The sequence below is a fragment of the Streptomyces sp. NPDC004788 genome, from assembly GCF_053601115.1.
In genome coordinates, this window is sequence record NZ_JBSGBF010000083.1 from 13,336 (window position 1) to 35,502 (window position 22,167).

The window sequence follows — 22,167 nt, forward strand, 5'->3', positions numbered from 1 at the left end:
CCGTCGTCAGCCCAAGATCCACGGCACAACTCCTACGCGAGGTCACGTCCCATGGTCATGGTCACGAAGGTTCCACCCCGCCCCAGAGCCGCCCGCCCCCCACGTTCCCTCCGCCCCCCAAGTTCCCTGCGCCCCCTCCGCCCCCTGCGCCCCCTCCGCCTCCTCGTCGCCGCCGGGCTCACCGCCGCCTCCCTGGCCGCCGTCCCGGGCACGGCGCAGGCCGAGGACGGCAAGGCGGACTCCGGTTCCACCCTCACCGTCGCCGTCTCGCAGAGCGTCGACTCGCTCTCGCCGTTCCTGGCCCAGAAGCTCGTCTCCACCAGCATCCACCGGCTGGCCTACGAGTACCTGACCAACTACGACGTCAAGGACGCGCACCCGGTCCCGGGGCTGGCCACCGCCTGGAAGTCCTCGCCGGACAAGCTCACCTGGACGTACACGATCCGCAAGGACTCGTACTGGTCCGACGGGCAGCAGGCCACCGCCGAGGACGCGGCCTGGACCTTCGACAAGATGATGACCGACCCGAACGCGGCCACCGCCAACGGCAGCTTCACGGCCAACTTCAAGAAGGTCTCCGCGCCCGACCCGCAGACCCTGGTCATCGAGCTGAAGAAGCCGCAGGCGACGATGACGGCGCTCGACGTGCCGATCGTGCCGAAGCACGTCTGGGAGAAGGTCTCCGACTTCTCCAAGTTCAACAACGACCAGCAGTTCCCGATCGTCGGCAACGGGCCGTTCGTCATCACGGACTTCAAGGTCGACCAGTACATCAAGTTGAAGCCGAACAAGCGGTTCTGGCGCGGTGCGCCCAAGTTCGACGAGCTGGTCTTCAAGTACTACAAGGACGGGGACGCGGCCGTGGCCGCGCTGCAGAAGGGCGAGGTTTCCTTCGTGCCGAACCTGACGCCCGCCCAGGCCGCCGCCCTGAAGACCCAGCGGAACATCAAGGTCAACGACGCCCCGGGCCGCCGCTTCTACGCGCTCGCCACCAACCCGGGCGCCCGCGCCAAGGACGGGAAGACCTTCGGCAACGGCAACAAGGCGCTGCTCGACCCCGAGGTGCGCAAGGCGCTGTTCCTGGCCGTGGACCGGGCGACGCTGGTCGACAAGGTGTTCCAGGGCCACGCCGTCGAGGGCCAGGGCTACATCCCGCCGCGCTTCGCCTCGTACTTCTGGCAGCCGGCCGACGCGCAGAAGCGCTCGTACGACCCCGCGAAGGCCGAGCGGGTCCTGGACGCGGCCGGATACCGCAAGAACGGCGACGGCAAGCGGCTCGGCAAGGACGGCAGGCCGCTGGAGTTCCGCATCCTGTGCCACGCCACCGACCCGAACGACAAGGCGGTCGGCAAGTACCTGCAGGAGTGGTGGGGCAGGCTCGGCATCGGGCTGAAGGTCGAGTGCCTGGACAGCGTCTCCGACCCGTGGGTGAAGGGCGACTACGACCTCGCCTTCGACGGCTGGTCGGTCAACCCCGACCCGGACTACGTGCTGTCCATCCACACCTGCGGCACGCTGCCCGCGACGCCGAAGGACACCGGCGCCACCGACAACTTCATCTGCGACCCGGACTTCGACGCGCTCTACGCGCGGCAGGCCGTCGAGTACGACGCCGCCAAGCGCACCGACCTGGTCAAGCAGATGCAGTCGCGGCTCTACGACACCGGGTACATGAACGTGATGGCGTACCCGAACGCCCTGGAGGCGTACCGCACCGACCAGATCCGCTCCATCACCACCATGCCCGAGGCCGGCGGCAACCTCTACGGCCAGGACGGCTACTGGAGCTGGTGGTCGGCCGTGCCCGCCGCGCAGGCGTCCGAGGACGCGGCGTCCGGCGGCTCGTCCGCCGGCGCGGTCGTCGGGATCGGCGCGGCGGTCGTGGTCGTCGTCGGCGCCGGGATCTTCCTGATGATGCGCCGCCGCTCCACCGCCGACGACCGCGAGTAGCCGTGACCAGCGCAAGCACACCCGGCGCGAGCACACCGGGCGCAAGCACGCCCAGCGCGAGCACACCCGGCGCAAGCACACCCGGCGCGAGCACGCCCGCCTCCTCGGTGGTCCCGGCCGACGCGGCCCGGACCACCGAGGGCGGCGCCCCCCGCACCCGTACCGCCGCCGCCCTGCCGTATCTCCGCCACGCGGCGACGAAGGCCGCCGGCGCGGCCGTCTCGCTGCTCGCCGTCCTGGTCACCAGCTTCTTCCTGTTCCGGATCATCCCGGGCGACCCGGTGAAGACGATGACCCACGGCATGCCCACGACGGCCGAGCAACTGGCCACCCTGCACCACCAGTTCGGGCTCGACCTGCCGCTGTGGCAGCAGTTCACCGACTACTGCGGCAAGGCGCTGACCGGCGACCTCGGCACCTCCTTCCAGTTCCGCGCGCCGGTCGGGGACCTCATCGCGCAGAAGCTGCCGGCGACGCTGCTGCTCACCGGCACGGCCGTCGTCCTCTACTCGGCGCTCGGCCTGTGGCTGGGCACCCGCTCCGCCTGGCGGCACGGCAGCCTCGGCGACCGGGTGAACACGGGCGTGGCGCTGACCCTGTGGTCGGTGCCGTCGTTCTGGCTCGGACTCCTGCTGATCATCGTGTTCTCGGTCGGCGTGGGGCCGGTCCCGGGGCTGTTCCCGACCGGCGGCATGGAGTCCGGCACCGGGCAGACCGGCTTCGCGTACGTGCTCGACGTCGCCCACCACATGGTGCTGCCCGTGCTCACGCTGGTCGCGGTCGGGTACGCGCAGACGCTGCTCGTCATGCGCTCCTCGCTGCTCGACGAGATGGGCGGCGACTATCTGACCACCGCCCGGGCGAAGGGGCTGCGCGACGACGTGGTGCGGCGCCGGCACGCCGTGCCGAACGCGCTGCTGCCCACCGTCACCATGGTCTTCATCAACCTCGGTCATGTGGCGGCCGGTTCGATCCTGGTGGAGACGGTGTTCTCCTGGCCGGGCCTCGGCGGGCTGTTCTACCAGGCGCTGAGCGTGCCCGATCTGCCGCTCGTGCAGGGGCTGTTCGTGGTGTTCGCCGGTGCGATGATCGTGATGAACCTGGTGGCCGACCTCCTCTATCCGCTGCTCGACCCCCGGGTGGGCCGATGACCTCTCCGACGACCTCTCCCACTCCCCCTCCCACTCCCACGCCGTCTTCCTCGACCTCTGGCACCACCGGGAGCTCGCTGACCTGGCAGCGCCGGCGCGGCAGCGTCGCCCGCTTCTGGAAGCAGTACCGCACCCACCGCGCCGGGCTCTGGGGCCTGGCCGGGCTCGCCGTCATCGGTCTGATCGCGCTGTCCGCGCCGCTGCTCGTCGGCGCCGACGTGCAGTCGGTGACCCACGCGCCGGGCACCGCCCTGGAGTCGCCGAGCGCCGAATTCCCGCTGGGCACCGACCAGTTCGGACGTTCGCTGCTCGGGCTGCTCGTCTGGGGCGCGCGGATCTCGCTGCTCGTGGGGCTGCTCGCGGCGGCGCTCTCGGTCGCCATCGGCACGCTCGTCGGGATTCTCGCCGGGCACTACGGCGGCTGGCTCGCCACGGTCGTCATGCGGATCACCGACTGGTTCCTGGTGATGCCGACGCTGGTCCTGGCGATCGTGCTCGCGACCGTGATGTCCCGCTCGATGTGGACGGTGATCCTGGCGATCGGGGTGACCAGCTGGCCGACGACCGCCCGCCTCGTGCGCGCGCAGACGATCGCGGTCGAGTCCCGCCCGTACATCGAGCGGGCCAGGGCCCTGGGCGGCGGGCACGGGCACGTCATGGCCCGGCACGTGTTGCCGAACGTGATGCCGCTGGTGCTCGCGCAGACCACGCTGGGCATCTCGACGGCCATCCTCACCGAGGCGACGCTCGCCTTCCTGGGGCTCGGCGACCCGACCGTGGTCTCCTGGGGCGGGATGCTCCAGGACGCGCGCGAGGCGGGCGCGGTCTCGTCCGGGCACTGGTGGTACCTGGCCCCGCCCGGGATCGCCATCGCGCTGGTCGCGCTCGCGTTCACGCTGTGCGGGCGGGCGGTCGAGTCCGTCCTCAACCCGAAGCTGGGGGTGGGACGTTGAGCACGCCGCCGCTGTTGGAGGTACGGAACCTGAGCGTGACGTACGGGTCCGGGCCGGCCGCCGTCCCGGCCGTGCGGGGCGTCGACCTCACCCTTCCCGCCGGGCGGAAGCTCGGGATCGCGGGCGAGTCGGGGTGCGGCAAGTCGACGATGGCGCTCGCGCTGCTCCGGCTGCTGCCCGCCTCGGCCCGTCTCACCGGCGAGATCCTGCTCGACGGCGAGGACGTCCTCGCCATGAAGTGGGGCCGGCTGCGGGCGGTGCGCTGGGCGGGGGCGTCGATCGTCTTCCAGGGCGCGATGCACTCGCTGAACGCCGTGCGCCGGATCGGCGACCAGATCGCCGAGCCGCTGCTCGTGCACGGCATCGCCACCCCGGCGGCGGCCCGGAAGCGGGTCGGCGAGCTCCTGGAGCACGTGGGCCTGCCGGCCGCGCGGGCGGCGGCGTATCCGCACGAGCTGTCCGGCGGGCAGCGGCAGCGCGTGATGATCGCGATGGCGCTCGCCTGCGATCCGCGGCTCATCGTCGCGGACGAGCCGACGACAGCGCTCGACGTGATGATCCAGGCGCAGATCCTGCGACTCATCGAGCAGCTGGTCGCGCAGGAGGACATCGGCCTGCTGATGATCAGCCACGATCTGGCGGTGCTCGCCGACACCTGCGACCGGCTGGCCGTGATGTACGCGGGGCGGGTGGTCGAGGAGGGTCCGGCGAAGGCGGTGTACGAGGCGGCCGCGCACCCCTACGGGCGGGCGCTGTCCTCGGCGTTCCCGCGCATCGGCGACCCGGCGTCCCGGCGCGCCCCGCGCGGCCTGCCGGGCGACCCGCCGGACCCGGCGGCCCTGCCGGGCGGGTGCGCCTTCCATCCGCGCTGTCCGGTGGCGGAGGAGCGGTGCGCGGTGGAGGACCAGGAACTGCGGGACGCGGGCGCGGGGCGCCGGGCGGCCTGCGTACACGTGGGGAGCACGGTATGAGCGCTTCGGCACCACTCCTTTCGGCCCGGGACCTGCGGGTGGAGTTCCCCGGGCGGCGGGGCGCCCCGGTCGCCCGGGCCGTGGACGGGGTGGACCTGGACATCGGCGCGGGTGAGATCGTGGCGCTGGTCGGCGAGTCGGGCTGCGGTAAGACGACGCTGGCCCGCTCGCTGCTCGGCCTGGTCCGCCCCGGCGCGGGCTCGGTGCGGTTCGCGGGCGCGCCCCTGGCGTACACGGGCAGGGCGCTCAGGGCGTACCGGAAGCGGGCCCAGCTGGTGCTCCAGGACCCGAGCGGTTCGCTGAACCCGCGGCACACGGTGTACGACGCGGTGGCGGAGGGGCTGCGGATCCACGGGTACGCGGGCGACGAGCGGGCGGCGGTCGCGGAGGCGCTCTCGCGGGCCGGACTGCGGCCGCCGGAGCGGTTCTTCCTGCGCTATCCGCACGAGCTGTCCGGCGGGCAGCGGCAGCGCGTGGTGATCGCGGGCGCGTTGGTCCTGGAGCCGGAACTGATCGTCGCGGACGAGCCGGTGGCCTCGCTCGACGCGTCGGTGCGCGGCGAGATCCTGGCGCTGCTGCTGCGGCTGCGCGACGAACTGGGCCTCTCGGCGCTGGTCGTGACGCACGACCTGGGGCTCGCGTGGAACATCGCGGACCGGGTGGCGGTGATGTACCTGGGCCGGATCGTGGAGACCGGCCCGGTGGAGGACGTACTGACGAATCCTCGGCACCCGTACACGCAGGCGCTGTTGTCGGTGCTTCCGGAGTCCGGGGGCGAGCCGGTGGTGCTGACCGGCGAGCCCCCGGACCCGGCGCGCATCCCGTCCGGCTGCCGCTTCCACGCCCGCTGCCAGGTCCTCGCCTCGGGCACTGCGGCGGAGGTCGCGGACCGCTGCCGCACGGAGGACCTGCCGGTGCTCGGCGGTGGCGGCGGGGAGCGGGCGGTGGCCTGTCACTGGGCGCACGGAGCGGCGGTACGGGGCTGAGGCCCGTACCGCCGCCGGGTCGGCGTGCCGCCGGTCAGTGGTTGCCCGGCTTGCCCGCGGGCTGCTGAGCGGGCTTGACCCCGGGGTGGGTGACGGGCTGGGCGTCCGGCTGGGCCTGATGGACCGGGGCAGCCGGCTGGGCCGCGGGCTGCGCCGGAGCGGCCGGGGTGGCGGGCTCCGCCGCGGGCTGCGCCGGGGTGGCGGGCTCCGCCGCGGGCTGCGCCGGGGTGGCGGGCTGCGCCGGGGTGGCGGGCTTGGTCGTGGTGCCCGGCGTGCTCGGGTTCTGCGGCTTTCCGGCGGGCCGCTGCGGGACCGAGCCCTTCGCGAACACCTCGCAGGAGGAGATGTTCGTCCGCGTGGAGACGGACTGCACCGCGCAGGTGTCGTTGCCGATGCCGGCGTCCACCGTGCCCCAGTGCTCGCCGACGGTCAGGAGCGCGCCGCCGGGTCCGGTGATCGTGTCGTCGCCGGGGCCGGACTGGACGAGTCCGCCGGACTCCGGGCCGAGGGCCTCGACCTCGATCCGGTCGTTCTCGCTGCCGCCGATGACGCGGCCCTGGAAGTCGACGGTGCCGGTGATGATGGTGTCGTTGCCGTCGTTGCCGTCGACGAGTCCGCCGCCGCGGCTGAATTCGCCGGGCGCGCCCCGGACGGAGCCCGTGGTGATCTTGTCGTCGCCGTCGTCGCCGCGCACGGTCGCGCCGTGCTCGGCGCCCCTGCCGTGCACGGTGGCCACCTCGATGGTGTCGTCGCCCCGGTTGCCGCGGACCATGCTGAAGCTGTCCTGCGGCACGAGGTGCTTGGCGCGGATGACGTCGTCGCCCTCGCCGCCCTGCACGAGGGAGTCGATGACCAGGCCCTTGATCTCGATGTGGTCGTCGCCCCCGAGGCCGGAGACGGTGACGTCCACCAGGTCGCTGTCGCAGAGGATGTCGTCGTCCCCCGAGGTGCCGTTGACCTGGTCACCGGGTGGCGCGGCGACGCCGTTGACCCAGCACTGGTGCATCGGCACCCGTGCCGCCGCGTGGGCGGGCGTGCCCGCGAGCGAGGCCGCGGCGACCAGGACGGCGAGCGCGGCGGGGCTGCGGGCGGCGCGGCGGAGGGAGGGGGGCGTGCAGGACAAGCGGAACTCCTCGGTGATCGGTGCTGAATCGTGGTGGGGTCCGTACGGGTCGGGCCGTACGGGTCACGCGGACGGGTCCCGCCGTACGGGCCGGGCCGTACGGGTCACGCGGACGGGTCCCGCCGTACCGGTCAGGCCGTACGGGTCGGCGGGTCGACGGGTCGGGCCGTACGGCTCAGGCCGCGCCGGTACGGACCGGGGCGGCGTGGCGGGGCGCGTAGCCGACGATCCGGCGGGCGCGCAGGTCGCGGGCGGGCTCCGCGTCGCCGTTGGTCCAGCGGCCGAGGCACATCTCGGCGGTGATGCCGGGTCCGAAGCCGGCGATCATGCCGCGGGCGCCCTCCGGCAGGCCGCCCTCCTCGAAGAGCCGGCGCACGGCGTCGAGGACGACGGCGCTGGCGATGTTGCCGTACTCCGTCAGGGTCGCCCGGCTGAAGCGGAAGGACTCGGGCGGGACTTCGAGGAAGCGGCTGAGGTCGTCGAGGATGCGCGGGCCGCCCGCGTGGATGATGTAGAAGTCCAGGTTGCCCGCGTCCCAGCCGTGGTCGCCGGCGAGTTCGCGCAGCGCGGGCGCGAGCGGCTCCATGGTGCCGGGCACCCGCTTGTCGAGCAGGAAGTGGAAGCCGGTGGCGCGCACGCTGTAGGCGATCCAGTCCTCGGTGTCGGGCACCAGGTAGGAGTTGTTGCGCTCCAGGGCGATGCCGGTGCCGCCGCGGCCGCGGACGACGGCGGAGGCGACCGCGTCGCCGAACAGGCCGTTGGAGAGCAGCGAGCCGACGCCGAGGTCGGTGGGCTGGTAGCACAGCGAGCAGAACTCGCAGGCGACGATGAGGACGTTGGCGTCCGGGTAGGCGGTGCAGAAGTCGTGCGCGCGGTTGACGGCCGCGCCGCCCGCCGCGCAGCCGAGCTGGGCGATGGGCATCTGACGGGTGTGGCCGGGAAAGCCCATGGAGTTGATCAGCCAGGCGGTGAGCGAGGGCATCATGAAGCCCGTGCACGACACATAGATGATCATGTCGATATCGGCGGGGCGCAGCTCCGCGTTGGCCAGGGCCTCCTTGACCACGGCCGGGACGCGGGCCTTGGCCTCGGCCTCGTACAGCGCGTTGCGCTCCTCGAATCCGGGGTGCTTCAGGGTCTCCTCGATGGGCTGCACGATGTGCCGCTGGGTCACCCCGGTGTTCCCGATCAGCCGCAGGGCGAGGGGCAGTTGGGGGTGGTCGGCATGGCGTGAGCGGGCGAGGTCGAGGGTCTCCTCCATCGTGATCACATGCTCGGGGACGGAAACCGCGGGCTTGCACAGAGTCACCACGACACGCGCTCCTTCGTCTCGTTTCGCCGTGAACTGGGCCCCACACTCACCCCGCCGTCGCGAGCCCGCAACCGCGAGCGCGACCGGTCGACCGCGCGGTGTCACAAGCCCGCCCGGGCGGAATACGCCCGTACGGGGGGCTGTCGGCGCTCGGCGTGTCGCGGGGTGGGGCGGCCGGGAACACCGTCCACATGACCTCCGAACCCACGGCCGCGCCGCGGCCCGTCCGCACCTGGGCTGTCGAGGATCTGCCGGCCCTCGACTTCGACCCGCTGCTGACCGAACTGCTCCACGACGAGCCCGTCGCCCGGATCCGGCTGCCCTTCGGCGCGGACCACGAGGCGTGGCTGGTCACCCGGTACGAGGACGTCCGGGCGGTGACGTCCGATCCCCGGTTCAGCCGGACGGCCCTGCTCGACCGCCAGGTCACCGGGATGACCGGCCACATGGTGGCCTCCAAGGCGGCCCTGAACTACGCCGATCCGCCGTACCACACACAGCTGCGCAAAGCGGTGACGAAAGCTTTCACCGGGCAGTCCACCAAACGGCTGCGCCCGCTCGCCCAGGCCACCACGGACCGGCTCCTCGACGCGATGGAGGCGGCCGGGCGGCCGGCCGACCTGATGAAGCACCTGCACGGGCCGCTGCCGCTGTCCGTGGTGTGCGACCTCCTCGGCATCCCCGACGCGGACCGCGCGGAGCTGGCCTCCTGGCCGGACCTCATCCTCTCCTCCGGGCCGGGTCCGGAGAGCAGCCGGGCCGCGAAGGCGCAGATCCACGGCTACATCACCCGGCTGCTCGAACAGCGCCGGGCCGAGCCCGCCGACGACCTGGGCGGGGTGCTCGCCGAGTCCCTGGCCGAGGGGCACATCGACGCCGACGAGGCGGTGTCGCTGGCCATGGCGATCCTGATCAGCGGCGCGCACGCGGTCCGCAACAACAGCGCCAACATGGTGTTCCTGCTGCTCAGCAGGCCGGACCTGGCGGCCCGGCTGCGCGCCGAACCCGAGCTGCTGCCGCAGGCCGTGGACGAACTGATCCGCTGGATCCCGCACCGCAACGGCGTGGGCCTGCCGCGGATCGCCCTGGAGGACGTCGAGGTCGGCGGGGTGGTGATCCGGGCCGGCGAGGCGGTGTACGCGTCGTACCTGGCCGCCAACCGCGACCCGGAGGTCTTCGCCGACCCGCACACCGTCGACTTCGACCGTACGGGCGTCGGCCACGTCTCCTTCGGACACGGGCCGCACCACTGCATGGGCGCGATGCTGACCCGGATGGAGTCCGAGGTGATGCTGTCGACGCTGCTCGCCCGCTACCCGGAGCTGCGGCTGGCGGGCCGGCCCGAGGACGTGCCGTTCCAGTCCAAGGGCCTGATCCGCGGACCGCGCGAGCTGTACGTGACGTGGTGAGCGTTACGCGGAGGGGTGCGCCGCGTCGTAGGCGGCGGTCAGCTCCCGGCACTTCTTGACGTCGTCGGCCATCGCCACGAGCAGGTCGTCGAGGGTGTCGAACCTGAGCATCCCGCGCACGTAGGCGAGGAAGTCGACGGTGACGTGGAGGCCGTACAGGTCCAGACCCTCGCGGTCGATCGCGTACGCCTCCACGGTCCGCTCGGTACCGTCGAACTGCGGGTTGGTGCCCACCGAGATCGCGGCGGGCATCCGCTCGCCGGCGGCGGTCAGCCAGCCCGCGTAGACGCCGTCGGCGGGGATCGCGGTGTGCGGCAGGGTCTCGACGTTGGCCGTCGGGAAGCCCAGCTCGCGGCCGCGCTGGGCGCCGCGCACGACGATGCCCTCGACGCGGTGCGGGCGGCCGAGGATCTCGGCCGCGCCCGCCATGTCGCCCTCGGCGACGAGGCGGCGGGTGAGGGTGGAGGAGAACGGCTCGCCGCCGCCGGCGGCGCCGGTCACCCGCAGGTCGATGACCTCGACGTCGTAGTCGTAGGTGGCGCCGAGCTCGGCGAGGTAGGCGACGTTGCCCGCGGCGCGGTGGCCGAAGCGGAAGTTGGGGCCCTCGATGACGCGCTTGGCGTGCAGCTTGTCGACGAGGACCTTCACGATGAAGTCGGCCGGCGACAGCTGCGAGAACTCGGCCGTGAACGGCAGCACCAGGACCGCGTCCACGCCGAGCTCGGCCATCAGCTCGGCACGCCGGTGGTGCGGGGCGAGCAGCGGCGGGTGGCTGCCGGGGCGGACGACCTCGGAGGGGTGCGGGTCGAAGGTGACGACGACGGAGGGGATGCCAAGATCGCGGGCGCGCTCGACGGCCCGTCCGATGATCAGCTGGTGCCCGCGGTGCACCCCGTCGTAGGAGCCGATGGTGACGACGCTGCGCCCCCAGTCCTCGGGGATGTCCTCCAAGCCACGCCAGCGCTGCACTGTGACCGCTCCTCGTCCGCCTGTACCCATGTCCACGTGTACGCCCGCGCCTGTCGGCGCTGGTCTAAGACTGCCATGAGCATGCGGCTTCGTCGGCATCGGCATGGTGTTGGCCATGTCTCTCAGCTCCCCGCGAATAAAGCGGGAGGCGCCGGTTCCGGGGGCGGCGAGCACGGGGGCGAGGGCGGCGCGGGGCGCGGGGAGGCGCAGCAGGCCGGTGACGAGGGGGTGCAGGACGCAGCGCACCTCGGGCCCCTCCTCCAGGCGCCGGTCGACGAAGGCGGCGACGAGCGGGGCGCCTTCGGGGTGCGCCTCGGCGTACTCGGCGACGAGGGCGGCGGCGCGGCGGGCGAGGCGCGGGGTGTCGACCTCGGCGAGGACGCGCAGGACGGCGGCGGGTTCGTCGCCGAGGAGCCGGCGGCGCAGGACGTCGAGTACGGGCTCGGGGTGGGTCGGGAGCGCGGCGGCGAGGGCGGTCACGGGTACGTCGGGGTCGGCGGCCGCGCGCGGCAGGAACCGCCCCCGGCAGTCCGGATCCCGTACGAGCAGGCCGAGCGCGGCCCCGTGCAGGGCCCGGTCGCCGGGCCGGGCGAGCAGCGCGAGGGCCGCGTAGCGCAGGGTGCTCCGGTCGGCGGCGGCGGTGGCGTACGGGGCGACCAGCTCGCCGTACGCCGCTGCCGCCGCCCGCCGCTCCGGCCGCCCGTCGTCGTGCGCCCACCGGTCCACGGCCCGGCACAGCGCCGCCGGCTCGTCCTCGGCGAGCGCCCTGAGCAGCCCCTCGGCGAGCGGGTGGGCGGTCGCGACGAGCGCCTCGCACAGATCGTCCACGGCCGCCGCCCGGTGGGTGTGCAGCAGTGCCTGGGCGGCTGCCCCGACGGTGGCGCCGGGCGCCCCGGCCAGCGCCCGCTCGTCGCCGAACCAGCGGCACAGCAGCGGCTGCACCCCGCGTGGGTCGGCCACGAGGCGTTCCGCGACCAGGTCGAGGAAGCGCTCGTCGGGCACGGGGTCGGCCCCGACGAGCCGCCGCAGCAGATCGAGCCGCTCGTCCTCGGGGACCTTCAGCCCCCGCCAGAACCCGACGCCGAGTCCGGGCAGCGCGCCCACCGCCCCGACGCGGTCGGCGACCCGGCGCAGCACCGGCAGATACGCCCGCGGGTCCGGGGCCCCGTCGAGGAACCCGACGAGCAGCCGCGAGGCCCACCAGGCGCCCTCCGCCTCCGGTGCCGCCCCCGCGAGCGCGTCCGCCAGCCACTCCAGGCGGGGCGTCAGGCCCTCCGGGCCGTGGTCGCGGTGCAGGTGGTGGAGGGCCTGGAGGACGGGTCCGATGCGGTGGCGGGGGACGGGGAGCGGGGTCGGCGGGTGGACGAGGGCGGGGAGGGCGCGGTCGAGGTCGAGGTGGACGGCCTGGAGCCAGTCGGCGAACTCCTCGTGGGCGAAGCGGTAGCCGGGGCCGGCGGGGACGAGGAGCGACTCGGTGAGCACGGCGGGGGCCCAGCCCGTGGCCCAGGGGAAGAGCTCCTCGAAGGACTCCCGGTCGAGTTCGCCCTGGCCGGGGCCGAGGCAGCGGCGGGCGGCCTCGTGGACCTGGCCGCAGACGCGGGCGGCGAGGCGGCGGACCGCGGTGCCGCGCGGCACGGGACGGCGGGCGGCGGCGATGCGGACGGCGACGCGCAGGCACATCAGGTCGAGGTGGGCGGCGAAGATCTCGTCGCGCCCGGGCCGCCCCGGCAGGTCGCCGCGGGCCGCCGCGCGCAGCTCGCCGAGAAGTCTGAGGGCGAGCGGGTGCCGGGCGTCCGCCTCGGCGATGCCGTCGTCGGGTACGCCGTGCCGGCGCCGGGCCTCCGCGGCCTCCGCCTCGGTGAGGTCGCCGAGGCGGACGGTGGCCGGCTCGGTCCCGTACAGCGTGCTCGCCTGCTCCCAGTGCTCGGGCCGGCAGGCGACGACCATGCGCGCGCCGTGGGCGGTGAGCCACTCCTCGGTCGCGGTGGACCAGGCCGCGAGGCGATGGGCGAGCAACGGGGGCATCTCCTCGGGCGCGTCGAGGAGTACGAGCAGCGGCCCGAGCGCGGCGGCCTGCTCGGGCGTGACACCGGCCGGATCCCCGGGCACCCCGGACGCGGCGGCGATCCGCCCGGCCCGCCGCAACGCCCGCCCCACGGCATCGGCCACGCACCGGTCACCGGCCCGCAGATCGGCCCCGCGCAGCCACAGCGTGGGCGCGGGCGCCGGGCCGTGCGCGCGGCGTGCGGCGAGCGCGGCGAGCGCGGTGGTCCGCCCACTGCCGGGCACGCCGACGACGGCCGTGACGGGGGCCTTGGCAGGACCTGCTCCGGGCCGTCCGTCGGCAGAGTCCCCCCAGCCACCTGCCAGCGCCTCGCCCGACTCCCCCAGTCTCCCGTCCGGGTACTCCTCGGTCTGACCGAGCGTGGTCGCCGTGAGTTCGAGTACGCCCGCCAGATTGAGGTCCCGGCCGTAGCAGGGCGCGGCCGAGGCGTTGTCGTGGAGCAGGGGGGCGAGGGGGCCGTGCGGAGGGATGGGGAGGGCGTGGCCGGCGGCGCGGTGGTCGCCGTGGCGGGCGGTGCCGAGGACGGCGAGGACCGCGCCGGTGGTGGGGTCGAGGACGGGGCCGCCGGCGGCCGGGCCGCCGGCGCGGAGGGCTTCGGCGCCCTCGGTGCCGATGGCCAGTTCGAGCGCGGGCCCGGCGGTCGGGCCGAGCACCCGGGCCTCGCGCCAGCCGTGCGCGGAGATCCGTACGTACGTGCCGGGCTCCATGCCCTGGGTGCGCCGGGCGAGCGGCAGCGGGCGGCAGCCCAGGCCCTGGCTGCGGACGAGGGCGAGGCCGGTGCCGGGCAGCGGGGAGATGTCGCCGGGGCCGGTCCGGCAGGTGCGGCCGTCGGGGGCGCGCAAGAGCAGGGTGGCGTGGCCTTCGACGACCTCGTGGCCGGTCAACAGCGTGCCGTGGAGGTCGACGGGGAAGCCGGTGCCGACCGGCCGCCCGGTCGGATCCTCGATCCGCACCAGTGCCGCCCGGTCCCCGCTCCCCATGGTTCGAAACGGTAGGGCGGCGATGATCGCCGAGTGAAGCGCGCGAGCCCAACGCGCCCCCTCTCGCTCCCCCCTTTCGCTTCGAGCGCCTACACGGGAGGGTGAAAAAACCCGAAAGGGCGGGCACGCCTGCGCGTGCCCGCCCCTTCGACGGCCCGACGGAGCTCAGCCGAAGACGGCCAGGCTCTTCGCCTTCCCCCGCTGGTCCTCGACCAGCGCGAGCAGCTTCCCCTCCGGCCCGAAGACCGCGACCGGCCCCTTGGGGTACTCCGGCATCTCCAGGCGTACGCCGTTGAGCAGCAGCCGGGCCCGCCTGGCGTCGACGTCCCAGCGCGGGAACGCCGCCTCGGCGGCCTCGGCGACCGGCATGACCGTCAGGTCCTCCTGGAGCTGGTCCAGGGTCCGGGCGCTGTCCAGCTTGTACGGGCCGACCCGGGTGCGGCGCAGCGCGGTCAGATGGCCGCCCACGCCGAGCCCGGCGCCCAGGTCCCGGGCGAGCGCCCGGATGTACGTACCGGAGGAGCAGACGACGGAGACCACCAGGTCCACGACGGGCGTCCCGTCTTCCGCCGTCGCCTCGCGCACGTCGTACACGCGGAAGGAGGAGACGGTGACCGGCCGGGCCGGGATCTCGAACTCCTCGCCGCCGCGCACGCGCGCGTACGAACGCTTGCCGTCGATCTTGATCGCGGAGACCTTCGACGGCACCTGCATGATCTCGCCGGTCAGCTCGGCCACGCCCGCGTCGATCTGCTCGCGGGTGACCTTCGACGCGTCGACCGACGCCGTGATCTCGCCCTCGGCGTCGTCGGTGATGGTGGTCTGCCCGAGGCGGATCGTGCCCAGGTACTCCTTCTCGGTCAGCGCGAGGTGACCGAGCAGCTTGGTCGCCCGCTCCACGCCGAGGACGAGGACGCCCGTGGCCATGGGGTCGAGCGTGCCGGCGTGGCCGACGCGGCGGGTCTTGGCGATCCCGCGCATCTTGGCCACGACGTCGTGCGAAGTGAAGCCCGACGGCTTGTCGACGATGACAAGGCCGTCGGGCGTCTTCTGTGCGGTGCTCATTCGGCGGCTTCGTCCTCGCCCGGCTTCTTGTACGGGTCGGCCTCGCCGGCGAAGCGGGCGCCCGAGGACGCCTCGCGCACCGCGGCGTCCGAGGCGCGCGCCCGGTCGAGGAGGTCCTCGATGTTCTTGGCGGTCTCCGGGAGGGCGTCCGCCACGAAGGTCAGCGTCGGGGTGAACTTGGTGCCCGCGGCCCTGCCCACGGCCGAGCGCAGGATGCCCTTGGCGCTCTCCAGGCCGGCGGCGGCGCTCGCGCGCTCCTCCTCGTCGCCGTAGACCGTGTAGAAGACCGTGGCCTCCCGCAGGTCACCGGTGACGCGGGTGTCCGTGATGGTCACGTGCGTACCCAGGCGCGGGTCCTTGATGCCGCGCTGCAGCTTCTCGGCGACCACCTCCCGGATGAGGTCCGCCAGCTTCTTCGCCCGCGCGTTGTCGGCCACTGGTCCGTCTCCTTCTTTGCCTTGCTCATTCAGTCTTCATCAGTGTGGAGCCTGCGTCGCACCGAGAGCAGCTCCACCTCGGGCCGGGCCGCGACCAGCCGCTCGCAGCGGTCCAGCACGTCCGACACGAACCCCGCGTCCCCGGACACCAGCGCGACCCCGAGCTGGGCCCTGCGATGGAGGTCCTGGTCGCCCACCTCGGCCGCGCTCACGGAGAACTTGCGCTGGAGCTCGGCGACGATGGGCCGGACGACGGAGCGTTTCTCCTTCAACGAATGAACGTCGCCGAGGAGCAGATCGAAGGACAGAGTCCCCACGTACATGCGGTGCCGGATGTCCCGCCGGTTCGGGTTCGACGTCCCGCCGGGCCGACGCCCGGCGGGGGAACATCAAAACCGTACACGCAACGGCCGGGGCCGATCGACGGAATACTTTCCGCCGACCGGCCCCGACCTGAGCGTCGCGACTCAGCGTTGCGTGTTACACGCGCGGCTTCTCGCGCATCTCGTACGTCGCGATGACGTCGTCGATCTTGATGTCGTTGAAGTTTCCGAGGTTGATACCACCCTCGAAGCCCTCGCGGATCTCGGTGACGTCGTCCTTGAAGCGGCGCAGACCCTCGATGTTGAGGTTCTCCGCGATGACCTTGCCGTCGCGGATGAGGCGCGCCTTGGTGTTGCGCTTGACCTCGCCCGAGCGGATGAGGACACCGGCGATGTTGCCCAGCTTGGACGAGCGGAAGACCTCGCGGATCTCCGCCGTACCGAGCTCGACCTCTTCGTACTCCGGCTTGAGGAGGCCCTTGAGCGCCGCCTCGATCTCCTCGATCGCCTGGTAGATGACCGAGTAGTACCGGACGTCGACGCCCTCGCGCTCCGCCATCTGCGCGGCACGGCCGGCCGCACGGACGTTGTAGCCGATGACGATGGCGTCGGAGCCCATGGCCAGGTCGATGTCGGACTCGGTGACCGCACCCACACCGCGGTGCAGGACGCGGATGTCGACCTCTTCACCGACGTCGAGCTGGAGCAGCGAGGACTCGAGAGCCTCGACCGCACCGGACGCGTCGCCCTTGATGATGAGGTTGAGTTCCTGGACCTGACCGGCCTTGAGCACCTTGTCGAGGTCCTCGAGGGACACCCGGCGGACGCGCTTGGCGAAGGCGGCGTTGCGCTCACGCGCGGCGCGCTTCTCGGCGATCTGGCGGGCGGTGCGGTCCTCGTCGACGACGAGGAAGTTGTCGCCCGCACCCGGGACGTTGGTGAGACCCAGGACCAGGACCGGAGTCGACGGGGTCGCCTCCTCGACGTTGTTGCCCTTGTCGTCGAGCATCGCGCGGACACGGCCGTACGCGTCGCCGACGACCATCGTGTCGCCGATGCGCAGCGTGCCTCGCTGGACGAGGACGGTCGAGACCGCACCGCGGCCGCGGTCGAGGTGGGACTCGATCGCGATGCCCTGCGCGTCCTGGTTCGGGTTGGCCCGCAGGTCGAGCGAGGCGTCGGCGGTGAGGACGACGGCCTCGAGCAGGGAGTCGATGTGCAGACCCTGCTTGGCGGAGATGTCGACGAACATCGTGTCGCCGCCGTACTCCTCGGCCACCAGACCGAACTCGGTGAGCTGACCGCGCACCTTGACCGGGTCGGCACCCTCGACGTCGATCTTGTTGACCGCGACGACGATCGGGACGCCGGCGGCCTTGGCGTGGTTGAGCGCCTCGATCGTCTGCGGCATGACACCGTCGTTGGCCGCGACCACGAGGATCGCGATGTCGGTCGACTTCGCACCACGGGCACGCATGGCGGTGAACGCCTCGTGACCCGGGGTGTCGATGAAGGTGATGCGGCGCTCTTCGTCGTTGACCTGGGTCGCGACCTGGTAGGCACCGATGTGCTGGGTGATGCCACCGGCCTCGCCCGCGATCACGTTGGTCTTGCGGATCGCGTCGAGGAGTCGGGTCTTACCGTGGTCGACGTGACCCATGACGGTCACGACCGGCGGACGGGAGACCAGGGCCTCTTCGCCGCCCTCGTTCTCGCCGAACTCGAGGTCGAAGGACTCCAGCAGCTCACGGTCCTCCTCCTCGGGGGAGACGATCTGAACCTGGTAGTTCATCTCGTCGCCGAGGAGCTGCAGCGTCTCGTCGGAGACGGACTGCGTGGCCGTGACCATCTCGCCGAGGTTCATCATGACCGCGACGAGCGACGCCGGGTTGGCGCCGATCTTCTCCGCGAAGTCGGTGAGGGACGCACCGCGCGACAGGCGAATGGTGTCGCCGTTGCCGCGAGGCAGCATCACGCCGCCCACGGACGGGGCCTGCATGGCCTCGTACTCCTGGCGCCTCTGCCGCTTCGACTTGCGACCGCGACGCGCGGGACCGCCGGGACGACCGAAGGCGCCCTGCGTGCCACCACGGCCACCCGGACCGCCGGGACGGCCACCGAAGCCACCGGGACGACCGCCGAAGCCGCCGCCACCGCCGCCGGGACCACCCGGACGACCGCCGCCGCCACCGGGACCACCGGGACGGCCGGCGAAGCCGCCGCCGCCACCGCCGGGACCGGCCGGACGACCGGCGAAGCCGGGACGACCGCCGCCGCCGGGACCGCCCGGACGACCGCCGGGGCCACCGGGGCCACGACCGCCGGGGCCGGGACGCGGGCCGGCAGCGGGACGCTGCGGCATCATGCCCGGGTTCGGACGGTTACCGCCGGGCGCGCCGGGGCCACCCGGACGCGGAGCCTGCGGACGGGGCATGCCACCGGGGGTCGGACGCGGGCCCTGGCCCTGCGGACGCGGGGCGCCGGGAACGCTGCCCGGACCCTGCGGACGCGGGGCACCGGGGGCACCGGGGCCGCCGGGACGCGGCGCGCCACCCTGCGGGCGGGGCGCCTGCGGGCGCGCCATGCCGGTGGAGCCACCGGACGTGAAGGGGTTGTTGCCCGGACGCGGGCCGGCCGGACGAGCGCCCGGACGCGGGGCCTGCTGGCCGGGACGGGGGGCCTGCTGACCCGGACGCGGCGCCTGCTGACCCGGACGGGCAGAGGTCGGACGCGGGCCGGGGGTGGCGCCACCGGGGCGCGGACCGGCGGCCGGGGCCGACGGAGGCGCGGTGAACTCCGGGGTGGTCGGAGCCGGGGCGGCCGGCGCCGGCTTGGGCGCGGGCTTCGGACCCGGACGGGGACCGGACGCGGCCGGAGCCGGGGACGGGGTGCTGCTCGCGGGCGCGGCCGGGGTGACCGGGGCCGCGGGCGCGGCGGGGGCCGGCTTGGGGGCCGGGGCGCCGGGCTTGGGGGCAGCGGGACGTGCCGCGGCGGCCGGAGCCGGTGCCGCGGGCTTGGGGGCGGGCGTCGCCTTGCGGGGCGCGCCGGGCTTGGCAGCGGTCTTGCCGGCGGAACCGCCGGGACCCTGCAAAGCATCAGTCAACTTGCGCACGACCGGCGCCTCGATCGTCGAGGACGCCGAACGGACGAATTCACCGAGTTCTTGGAGCTTGGCCATGACGACCTTGCTCTCCACACCGAACTCCTTGGCGAGTTCGTATACCCGGACCTTAGCCACTTCGCTCCTTTTAGGTCCGGTTACCGCCGGACCGTCGCTACTTCATGGGCGTACTCATCGCGTACTCATCGAGTGCTCATCGCAATCTCGACCTACTTCCAACTCGCGAGGTACCTGACCGCACGGGGTTCCGTGCCGTACTTCTTTTTCACTGCGGTGCCGCCTCCTCGACGTGACGGCGCAACGCCGCCGTGTCGAGCGGTCCCGCGGTCCGGAAGGACCTCGGGAACGCCCGGCGGCGGACCGCCAGGTCGAGACAGTGCAAGGCGGGGTGCACATACGCACCCCGGCCGGGCAGCGTACCGCGATGATCGGGAACGCACTCGTCCTTATTCACCACGACCCGCAGCAGGTCGCTCTTGGCCGCTCGCTCCCGGCATCCCACACAGGTTCGCTCAGGGCACACGCGGGCATGCGTCCGGCCAGACACGATTAAGTCTACCTCCCCGTTCCGACCTCACCCGTTTGAGGCAAAAGTCGAACAGTTGTTGGCCAAAAACGATCTCCGCCTTGCGACGGGGATCCCCAGGACCTCGGTCTCCCGGGGCCCTCAGCCCTCCCGGCCGGAGGACTGGGCGGACTCGGCCGGCTCGGTGTCGGGACGGATGTCGATCCGCCAGCCGGTGAGCCGCGCCGCGAGGCGGGCGTTCTGGCCCTCCTTGCCGATCGCGAGCGACAGCTGGTAGTCCGGCACCGTCACGCGGGCGGAGCGGGCGGCCAGGTCCACGACCTCGACCTTGGACACGCGCGCCGGGGAGAGCGCGTTGGCCACCATCTCGGCCGGGTCGTCCGACCAGTCGACGATGTCGATCTTCTCGCCCATCAGCTCCGCCATCACGTTGCGCACCCGGCTGCCCATCGGGCCGATGCAGGCGCCCTTGGCGTTCAGGCCCGAACGGGTGGAACGGACGGCGATCTTGGTGCGGTGACCGGCCTCACGGGCGATGGCGGAGATCTCCACCGAGCCGTCGGCGATCTCCGGCACCTCCAGGGCGAAGAGCTTCTTCACCAGATTGGGGTGGGTGCGCGAGAGGGTGACGGACGGACCGCGGACACCCTTGGCCACCCGAACGACGTACGTGCGCAGCCGCAGCCCGTGCGTGTACTCCTCGCCCGGCACCTGCTCCTGCACCGGCAGGATGGCCTCCAGCTTGTCGTCCAGCTTGACCAGGACGTTCTTCGGGTCCTTGCCCTGCTGCACCTGGCCGGCCACGATGTCGCCCTCGCGGCGCGCGTACTCGCCGAAGGTGACGTCGTTCTCGGCGTCGCGCAGCCGCTGCTGGATGACCTGGCGGGCGGTGCTCGCGGCGATCCGGCCGAAGTCCGACGGCGTGTCGTCGAACTCCTTCGGCTGCTGCCCCTCCTCCAGGTCGGCGGGGTCTTCCTTCGCCCACACGGTCACGTGACCGGTGTGCCGGTCCAGCTCGACGCGCGCGTGGCGGCGGGCGCCGGGGACACGGTGGTAGGCGATGAGGAGGGCCGACTCGATCGCCTCGACCAGCATCTCGAAGGAGATTTCCTTCTCCTGTGCCAAGCCCTTCAGGAGCTTCACGTCGATGTCCACGGCTACGCCTCCTCTTCCTTCTTGTCCTTGCGGTTGAACTCGATCTCGACACGCGCCTTCGCGATGTCCGCGAACTCGACCCGGCGGGCGGTGGCCTTGCGGCCCTTCACGCCCGGCACCTCGGTGTCCAGGCCGTCCTCGTCCACGGCGATGATCCGGGTGACCAGCTCGCCGCCCTCGGTCAGCTGCAGCTTCACCAGGCGGCCGACGGCGCGCTCGTAGTGGCGGTGCTGGGTGAGGGGGCGGTCGGCGCCGGGCGAGCTGACTTCGAGGACGTACTCGCCCTCGCCCATCACGTCCGTCTCGTCGAGCTTCTCGGAGATGACGCGGCTCAGCTCGGCGCAGGCGTCCAGCTCGACGCCCTCGTCCGAGTCGACGATGACCCTCAGCAGTCCGCGGCGGCCGGCCCGGGACACCTCGATCTCCTCGAGGTCGAGATCCTTCGCGGAAACGAGCGGTTCCAGAAGACCGCGCAGCCGTTCGCTCTGGGTGGTGCTCATCCGGGTGACTCCTCGGCCGCGTGTGCTGTTGTGGGTTCGTCGCGTGTCAGATCAAAGGGTATCCGGTCCCGGAGGGTGTTGCCGTCCACCGGGCGGGGCACGCGGGTACGCTCGCCTGCGGTGATCTTCGAAAACGTGAACGCAAGGGAGTGGCGTTGACAACGGTGAACAGGCGCACGCTTCTCACCGCGGGCGCGGCGGGCACGGCGGCGGCCCTGACCGGGTGTACGGCCTCCCCCGACACCGGTCCGAGGAAGCCGGGCGCCGCCGAGCGGGCGGCGGCCGAGGAGGCGGCGCTGCGCCGGCGCTCGGCGACCGCCAGCCGCGACCTGATGCTGCGGTACGACGCGGTCACCGGCGCGTTCCCGGCGCTGACGGCCCGGCTCGCACCGCTGCGGGCGGCGGTGGCGGCGCACGCGAAGGCGCTCGCCGAGGGCGGTACGCCCCCGGCGCCCGGCCCGTCCGGCTCGGCCTCCCTCTCCCCTTCTCCCTCCCCCTCCCGCCCGCCGGCGGTGATCCATGTCCCGGCCACCCCGGCAGCCGCGCTCAGGGACCTGGCGGCCGCCGAACGGGCGACCGCCGACACCCATACGGCCGCACTGCTCACCGCGCCGCCCGAGTACGCCCGGCTGCTCGCGTCCGTCGCGGCGGCCGGCGCGGCGCACACCTTCCTGCTGACGGAACCGACCGAGGGGAACCGGGGATGACCGCGCCCGACGCCGCGCAGGCCGCTCTCCCGACCGAGCCGACCGAGCCGACCGAGCCGACCGAAGGGAACCCGGGATGACCGCGCTCGACGCCGCGCAGGCCGCGCTCGCCGCCGAGCACGCCGCCGTGTACGGGTACGGGGTCGTCGGCGGCCGCATCGGCCCGGCCCGGCGCGCCGAGGCCACCGACGCGTACGAGGCCCACCGGGCGCGCCGGGACGCGCTGCGCCGGACCGTGCGGGACCTGGGCGGCGAGCCGGTCGCCGCGGCCGCCGCGTACGAGCTGCCGTTCCCGGTGCCGGACCCGGCCGCCGCCGGCCGCCTCGCCGCCGTACTGGAGGACCGGGTGGCCGGCGTCTACTCCGACCTGGTGCGTTCCGCCGACGGCCCGCTGCGCCGGGACGCGGCGGCGGCGCTGCGCGAGGCTTGGCGATCAGGAGTCGTTTCACCATGACGGACCTTCA

General features: G+C 73.3%; 18 protein-coding genes. 8 read left to right on the forward strand and 10 right to left on the reverse strand.

The features are described from left to right. Positions 1 to 51 precede the first annotated feature (51 nt). The 5 genes from ACWEJX_RS28755 (at position 52) to ACWEJX_RS28775 (ending at position 6,011) form a co-directional block, all read left to right on the forward strand. The gene (locus tag ACWEJX_RS28755; RefSeq protein ID WP_451610324.1) at positions 52 to 1,950 is read left to right on the forward strand and encodes an ABC transporter substrate-binding protein; all 1,899 of its coding nucleotides are present in this window, start codon (positions 52 to 54) and stop codon (positions 1,948 to 1,950) included. 107 nt (positions 1,951 to 2,057) lie between these two features. Further along, positions 2,058 to 3,101, forward strand: a complete 1,044-nt coding sequence (locus ACWEJX_RS28760) for an ABC transporter permease (protein ID WP_451610338.1) — start codon at positions 2,058 to 2,060, stop codon at positions 3,099 to 3,101. Further along, positions 3,098 to 4,054 carry an ABC transporter permease gene (locus ACWEJX_RS28765; protein ID WP_451610325.1) on the forward strand — a complete coding sequence of 319 codons (957 nt, stop codon included), beginning with the start codon at positions 3,098 to 3,100 and terminating at the stop codon, positions 4,052 to 4,054. The genes ACWEJX_RS28760 and ACWEJX_RS28765 overlap by 4 nt, the downstream gene beginning before the upstream one ends. After that, positions 4,051 to 5,025, forward strand: a complete 975-nt coding sequence (locus ACWEJX_RS28770) for an ABC transporter ATP-binding protein (protein WP_451610326.1) — start codon at positions 4,051 to 4,053, stop codon at positions 5,023 to 5,025. The genes ACWEJX_RS28765 and ACWEJX_RS28770 overlap by 4 nt, the downstream gene beginning before the upstream one ends. Continuing rightward, on the forward strand, positions 5,022 to 6,011 hold the full coding sequence (locus tag ACWEJX_RS28775; protein WP_451610327.1) for an oligopeptide/dipeptide ABC transporter ATP-binding protein: 990 nt from the start codon (positions 5,022 to 5,024) through the stop codon (positions 6,009 to 6,011). The genes ACWEJX_RS28770 and ACWEJX_RS28775 overlap by 4 nt, the downstream gene beginning before the upstream one ends. Before the next feature lie 34 nt (positions 6,012 to 6,045). Here ACWEJX_RS28775 and ACWEJX_RS28780 read toward each other — a convergent pair whose 3' ends face one another. Together ACWEJX_RS28780 and ACWEJX_RS28785 are read right to left on the reverse strand one after the other, a co-directional pair. After that, entirely contained in the window at positions 6,046 to 7,134 is a 1,089-nt protein-coding gene (locus tag ACWEJX_RS28780; protein WP_451610328.1) for a hypothetical protein, read from the reverse strand. A 175-nt stretch (positions 7,135 to 7,309) separates the two neighbouring features. Then, positions 7,310 to 8,446, reverse strand: coding sequence for a type III polyketide synthase (locus tag ACWEJX_RS28785; RefSeq protein ID WP_451610329.1), 1,137 nt, complete (start codon positions 8,444 to 8,446; stop codon positions 7,310 to 7,312). A 191-nt stretch (positions 8,447 to 8,637) separates the two neighbouring features. Here ACWEJX_RS28785 and ACWEJX_RS28790 point away from each other — a divergent pair, with 191 nt between their 5' ends. After that, positions 8,638 to 9,855: a cytochrome P450 gene (locus ACWEJX_RS28790; RefSeq protein WP_451610330.1), complete on the forward strand. Its 1,218-nt coding sequence runs from the start codon at positions 8,638 to 8,640 to the stop codon at positions 9,853 to 9,855. A 3-nt stretch (positions 9,856 to 9,858) separates the two neighbouring features. Here the strand turns inward: ACWEJX_RS28790 and ACWEJX_RS28795 are convergent, their stop codons facing one another. From ACWEJX_RS28795 to rimP, 8 genes are all read right to left on the reverse strand, one after another. Continuing rightward, positions 9,859 to 10,824 (reverse strand): bifunctional riboflavin kinase/FAD synthetase, encoded by a 966-nt coding sequence (locus ACWEJX_RS28795; RefSeq protein WP_451610339.1) that lies wholly within the window; start codon positions 10,822 to 10,824, stop codon positions 9,859 to 9,861. Between the two features lie 3,210 nt (positions 10,825 to 14,034). Then, positions 14,035 to 14,934, reverse strand: coding sequence for a tRNA pseudouridine(55) synthase TruB (gene truB / locus ACWEJX_RS28800; RefSeq protein WP_451610331.1), 900 nt, complete (start codon positions 14,932 to 14,934; stop codon positions 14,035 to 14,037). After that, complete coding sequence (gene rbfA, locus ACWEJX_RS28805; RefSeq protein ID WP_389209102.1) at positions 14,931 to 15,371, reverse strand: 30S ribosome-binding factor RbfA; 441 nt, start codon at positions 15,369 to 15,371, stop codon at positions 14,931 to 14,933. Before rbfA ends, truB begins: the two co-directional genes overlap by 4 nt. Positions 15,372 to 15,400: 29 nt before the next feature. Further along, complete coding sequence (locus tag ACWEJX_RS28810; protein ID WP_403791572.1) at positions 15,401 to 15,694, reverse strand: DUF503 domain-containing protein; 294 nt, start codon at positions 15,692 to 15,694, stop codon at positions 15,401 to 15,403. 157 nt (positions 15,695 to 15,851) lie between these two features. Continuing rightward, the gene (gene infB, locus ACWEJX_RS28815; protein WP_451610332.1) at positions 15,852 to 18,932 is read right to left on the reverse strand and encodes a translation initiation factor IF-2; all 3,081 of its coding nucleotides are present in this window, start codon (positions 18,930 to 18,932) and stop codon (positions 15,852 to 15,854) included. A 148-nt stretch (positions 18,933 to 19,080) separates the two neighbouring features. Next, positions 19,081 to 19,362, reverse strand: a complete 282-nt coding sequence (locus tag ACWEJX_RS28820) for a YlxR family protein (protein WP_451610333.1) — start codon at positions 19,360 to 19,362, stop codon at positions 19,081 to 19,083. A 120-nt stretch (positions 19,363 to 19,482) separates the two neighbouring features. Then, the gene (gene nusA, locus ACWEJX_RS28825; RefSeq protein WP_403791578.1) at positions 19,483 to 20,496 is read right to left on the reverse strand and encodes a transcription termination factor NusA; all 1,014 of its coding nucleotides are present in this window, start codon (positions 20,494 to 20,496) and stop codon (positions 19,483 to 19,485) included. Positions 20,497 to 20,498: 2 nt separating this feature from the next. Next, positions 20,499 to 20,996, reverse strand: a complete 498-nt coding sequence (gene rimP / locus ACWEJX_RS28830) for a ribosome maturation factor RimP (RefSeq protein ID WP_403791580.1) — start codon at positions 20,994 to 20,996, stop codon at positions 20,499 to 20,501. Positions 20,997 to 21,151: 155 nt separating this feature from the next. Between rimP and ACWEJX_RS28835 the strand changes: the two genes are divergently transcribed. Continuing rightward, complete coding sequence (locus ACWEJX_RS28835; RefSeq protein ID WP_451610334.1) at positions 21,152 to 21,703, forward strand: hypothetical protein; 552 nt, start codon at positions 21,152 to 21,154, stop codon at positions 21,701 to 21,703. Between the two features lie 76 nt (positions 21,704 to 21,779). Continuing rightward, entirely contained in the window at positions 21,780 to 22,157 is a 378-nt protein-coding gene (locus ACWEJX_RS28840) for a ferritin-like domain-containing protein (RefSeq protein ID WP_451610335.1), read from the forward strand. Positions 22,158 to 22,167 lie beyond the last annotated feature (10 nt).

Coding starts and splice junctions, on each gene's coding strand:
- ACWEJX_RS28765 (WP_451610325.1), top strand. CDS start 3,098: ATGACCTCTCCGACGACCTCTCCCACTCCCCCTCCCACTCCCACGCCG.
- rimP (WP_403791580.1), bottom strand. CDS start 20,996: ATGAGCACCACCCAGAGCGAACGGCTGCGCGGTCTTCTGGAACCGCTC.
- truB (WP_451610331.1), bottom strand. CDS start 14,934: ATGAGCACCGCACAGAAGACGCCCGACGGCCTTGTCATCGTCGACAAG.
- ACWEJX_RS28810 (WP_403791572.1), bottom strand. CDS start 15,694: ATGTACGTGGGGACTCTGTCCTTCGATCTGCTCCTCGGCGACGTTCAT.
- ACWEJX_RS28775 (WP_451610327.1), top strand. CDS start 5,022: ATGAGCGCTTCGGCACCACTCCTTTCGGCCCGGGACCTGCGGGTGGAG.
- ACWEJX_RS28755 (WP_451610324.1), top strand. CDS start 52: ATGGTCATGGTCACGAAGGTTCCACCCCGCCCCAGAGCCGCCCGCCCC.
- ACWEJX_RS28790 (WP_451610330.1), top strand. CDS start 8,638: ATGACCTCCGAACCCACGGCCGCGCCGCGGCCCGTCCGCACCTGGGCT.
- ACWEJX_RS28840 (WP_451610335.1), top strand. CDS start 21,780: ATGACCGCGCTCGACGCCGCGCAGGCCGCGCTCGCCGCCGAGCACGCC.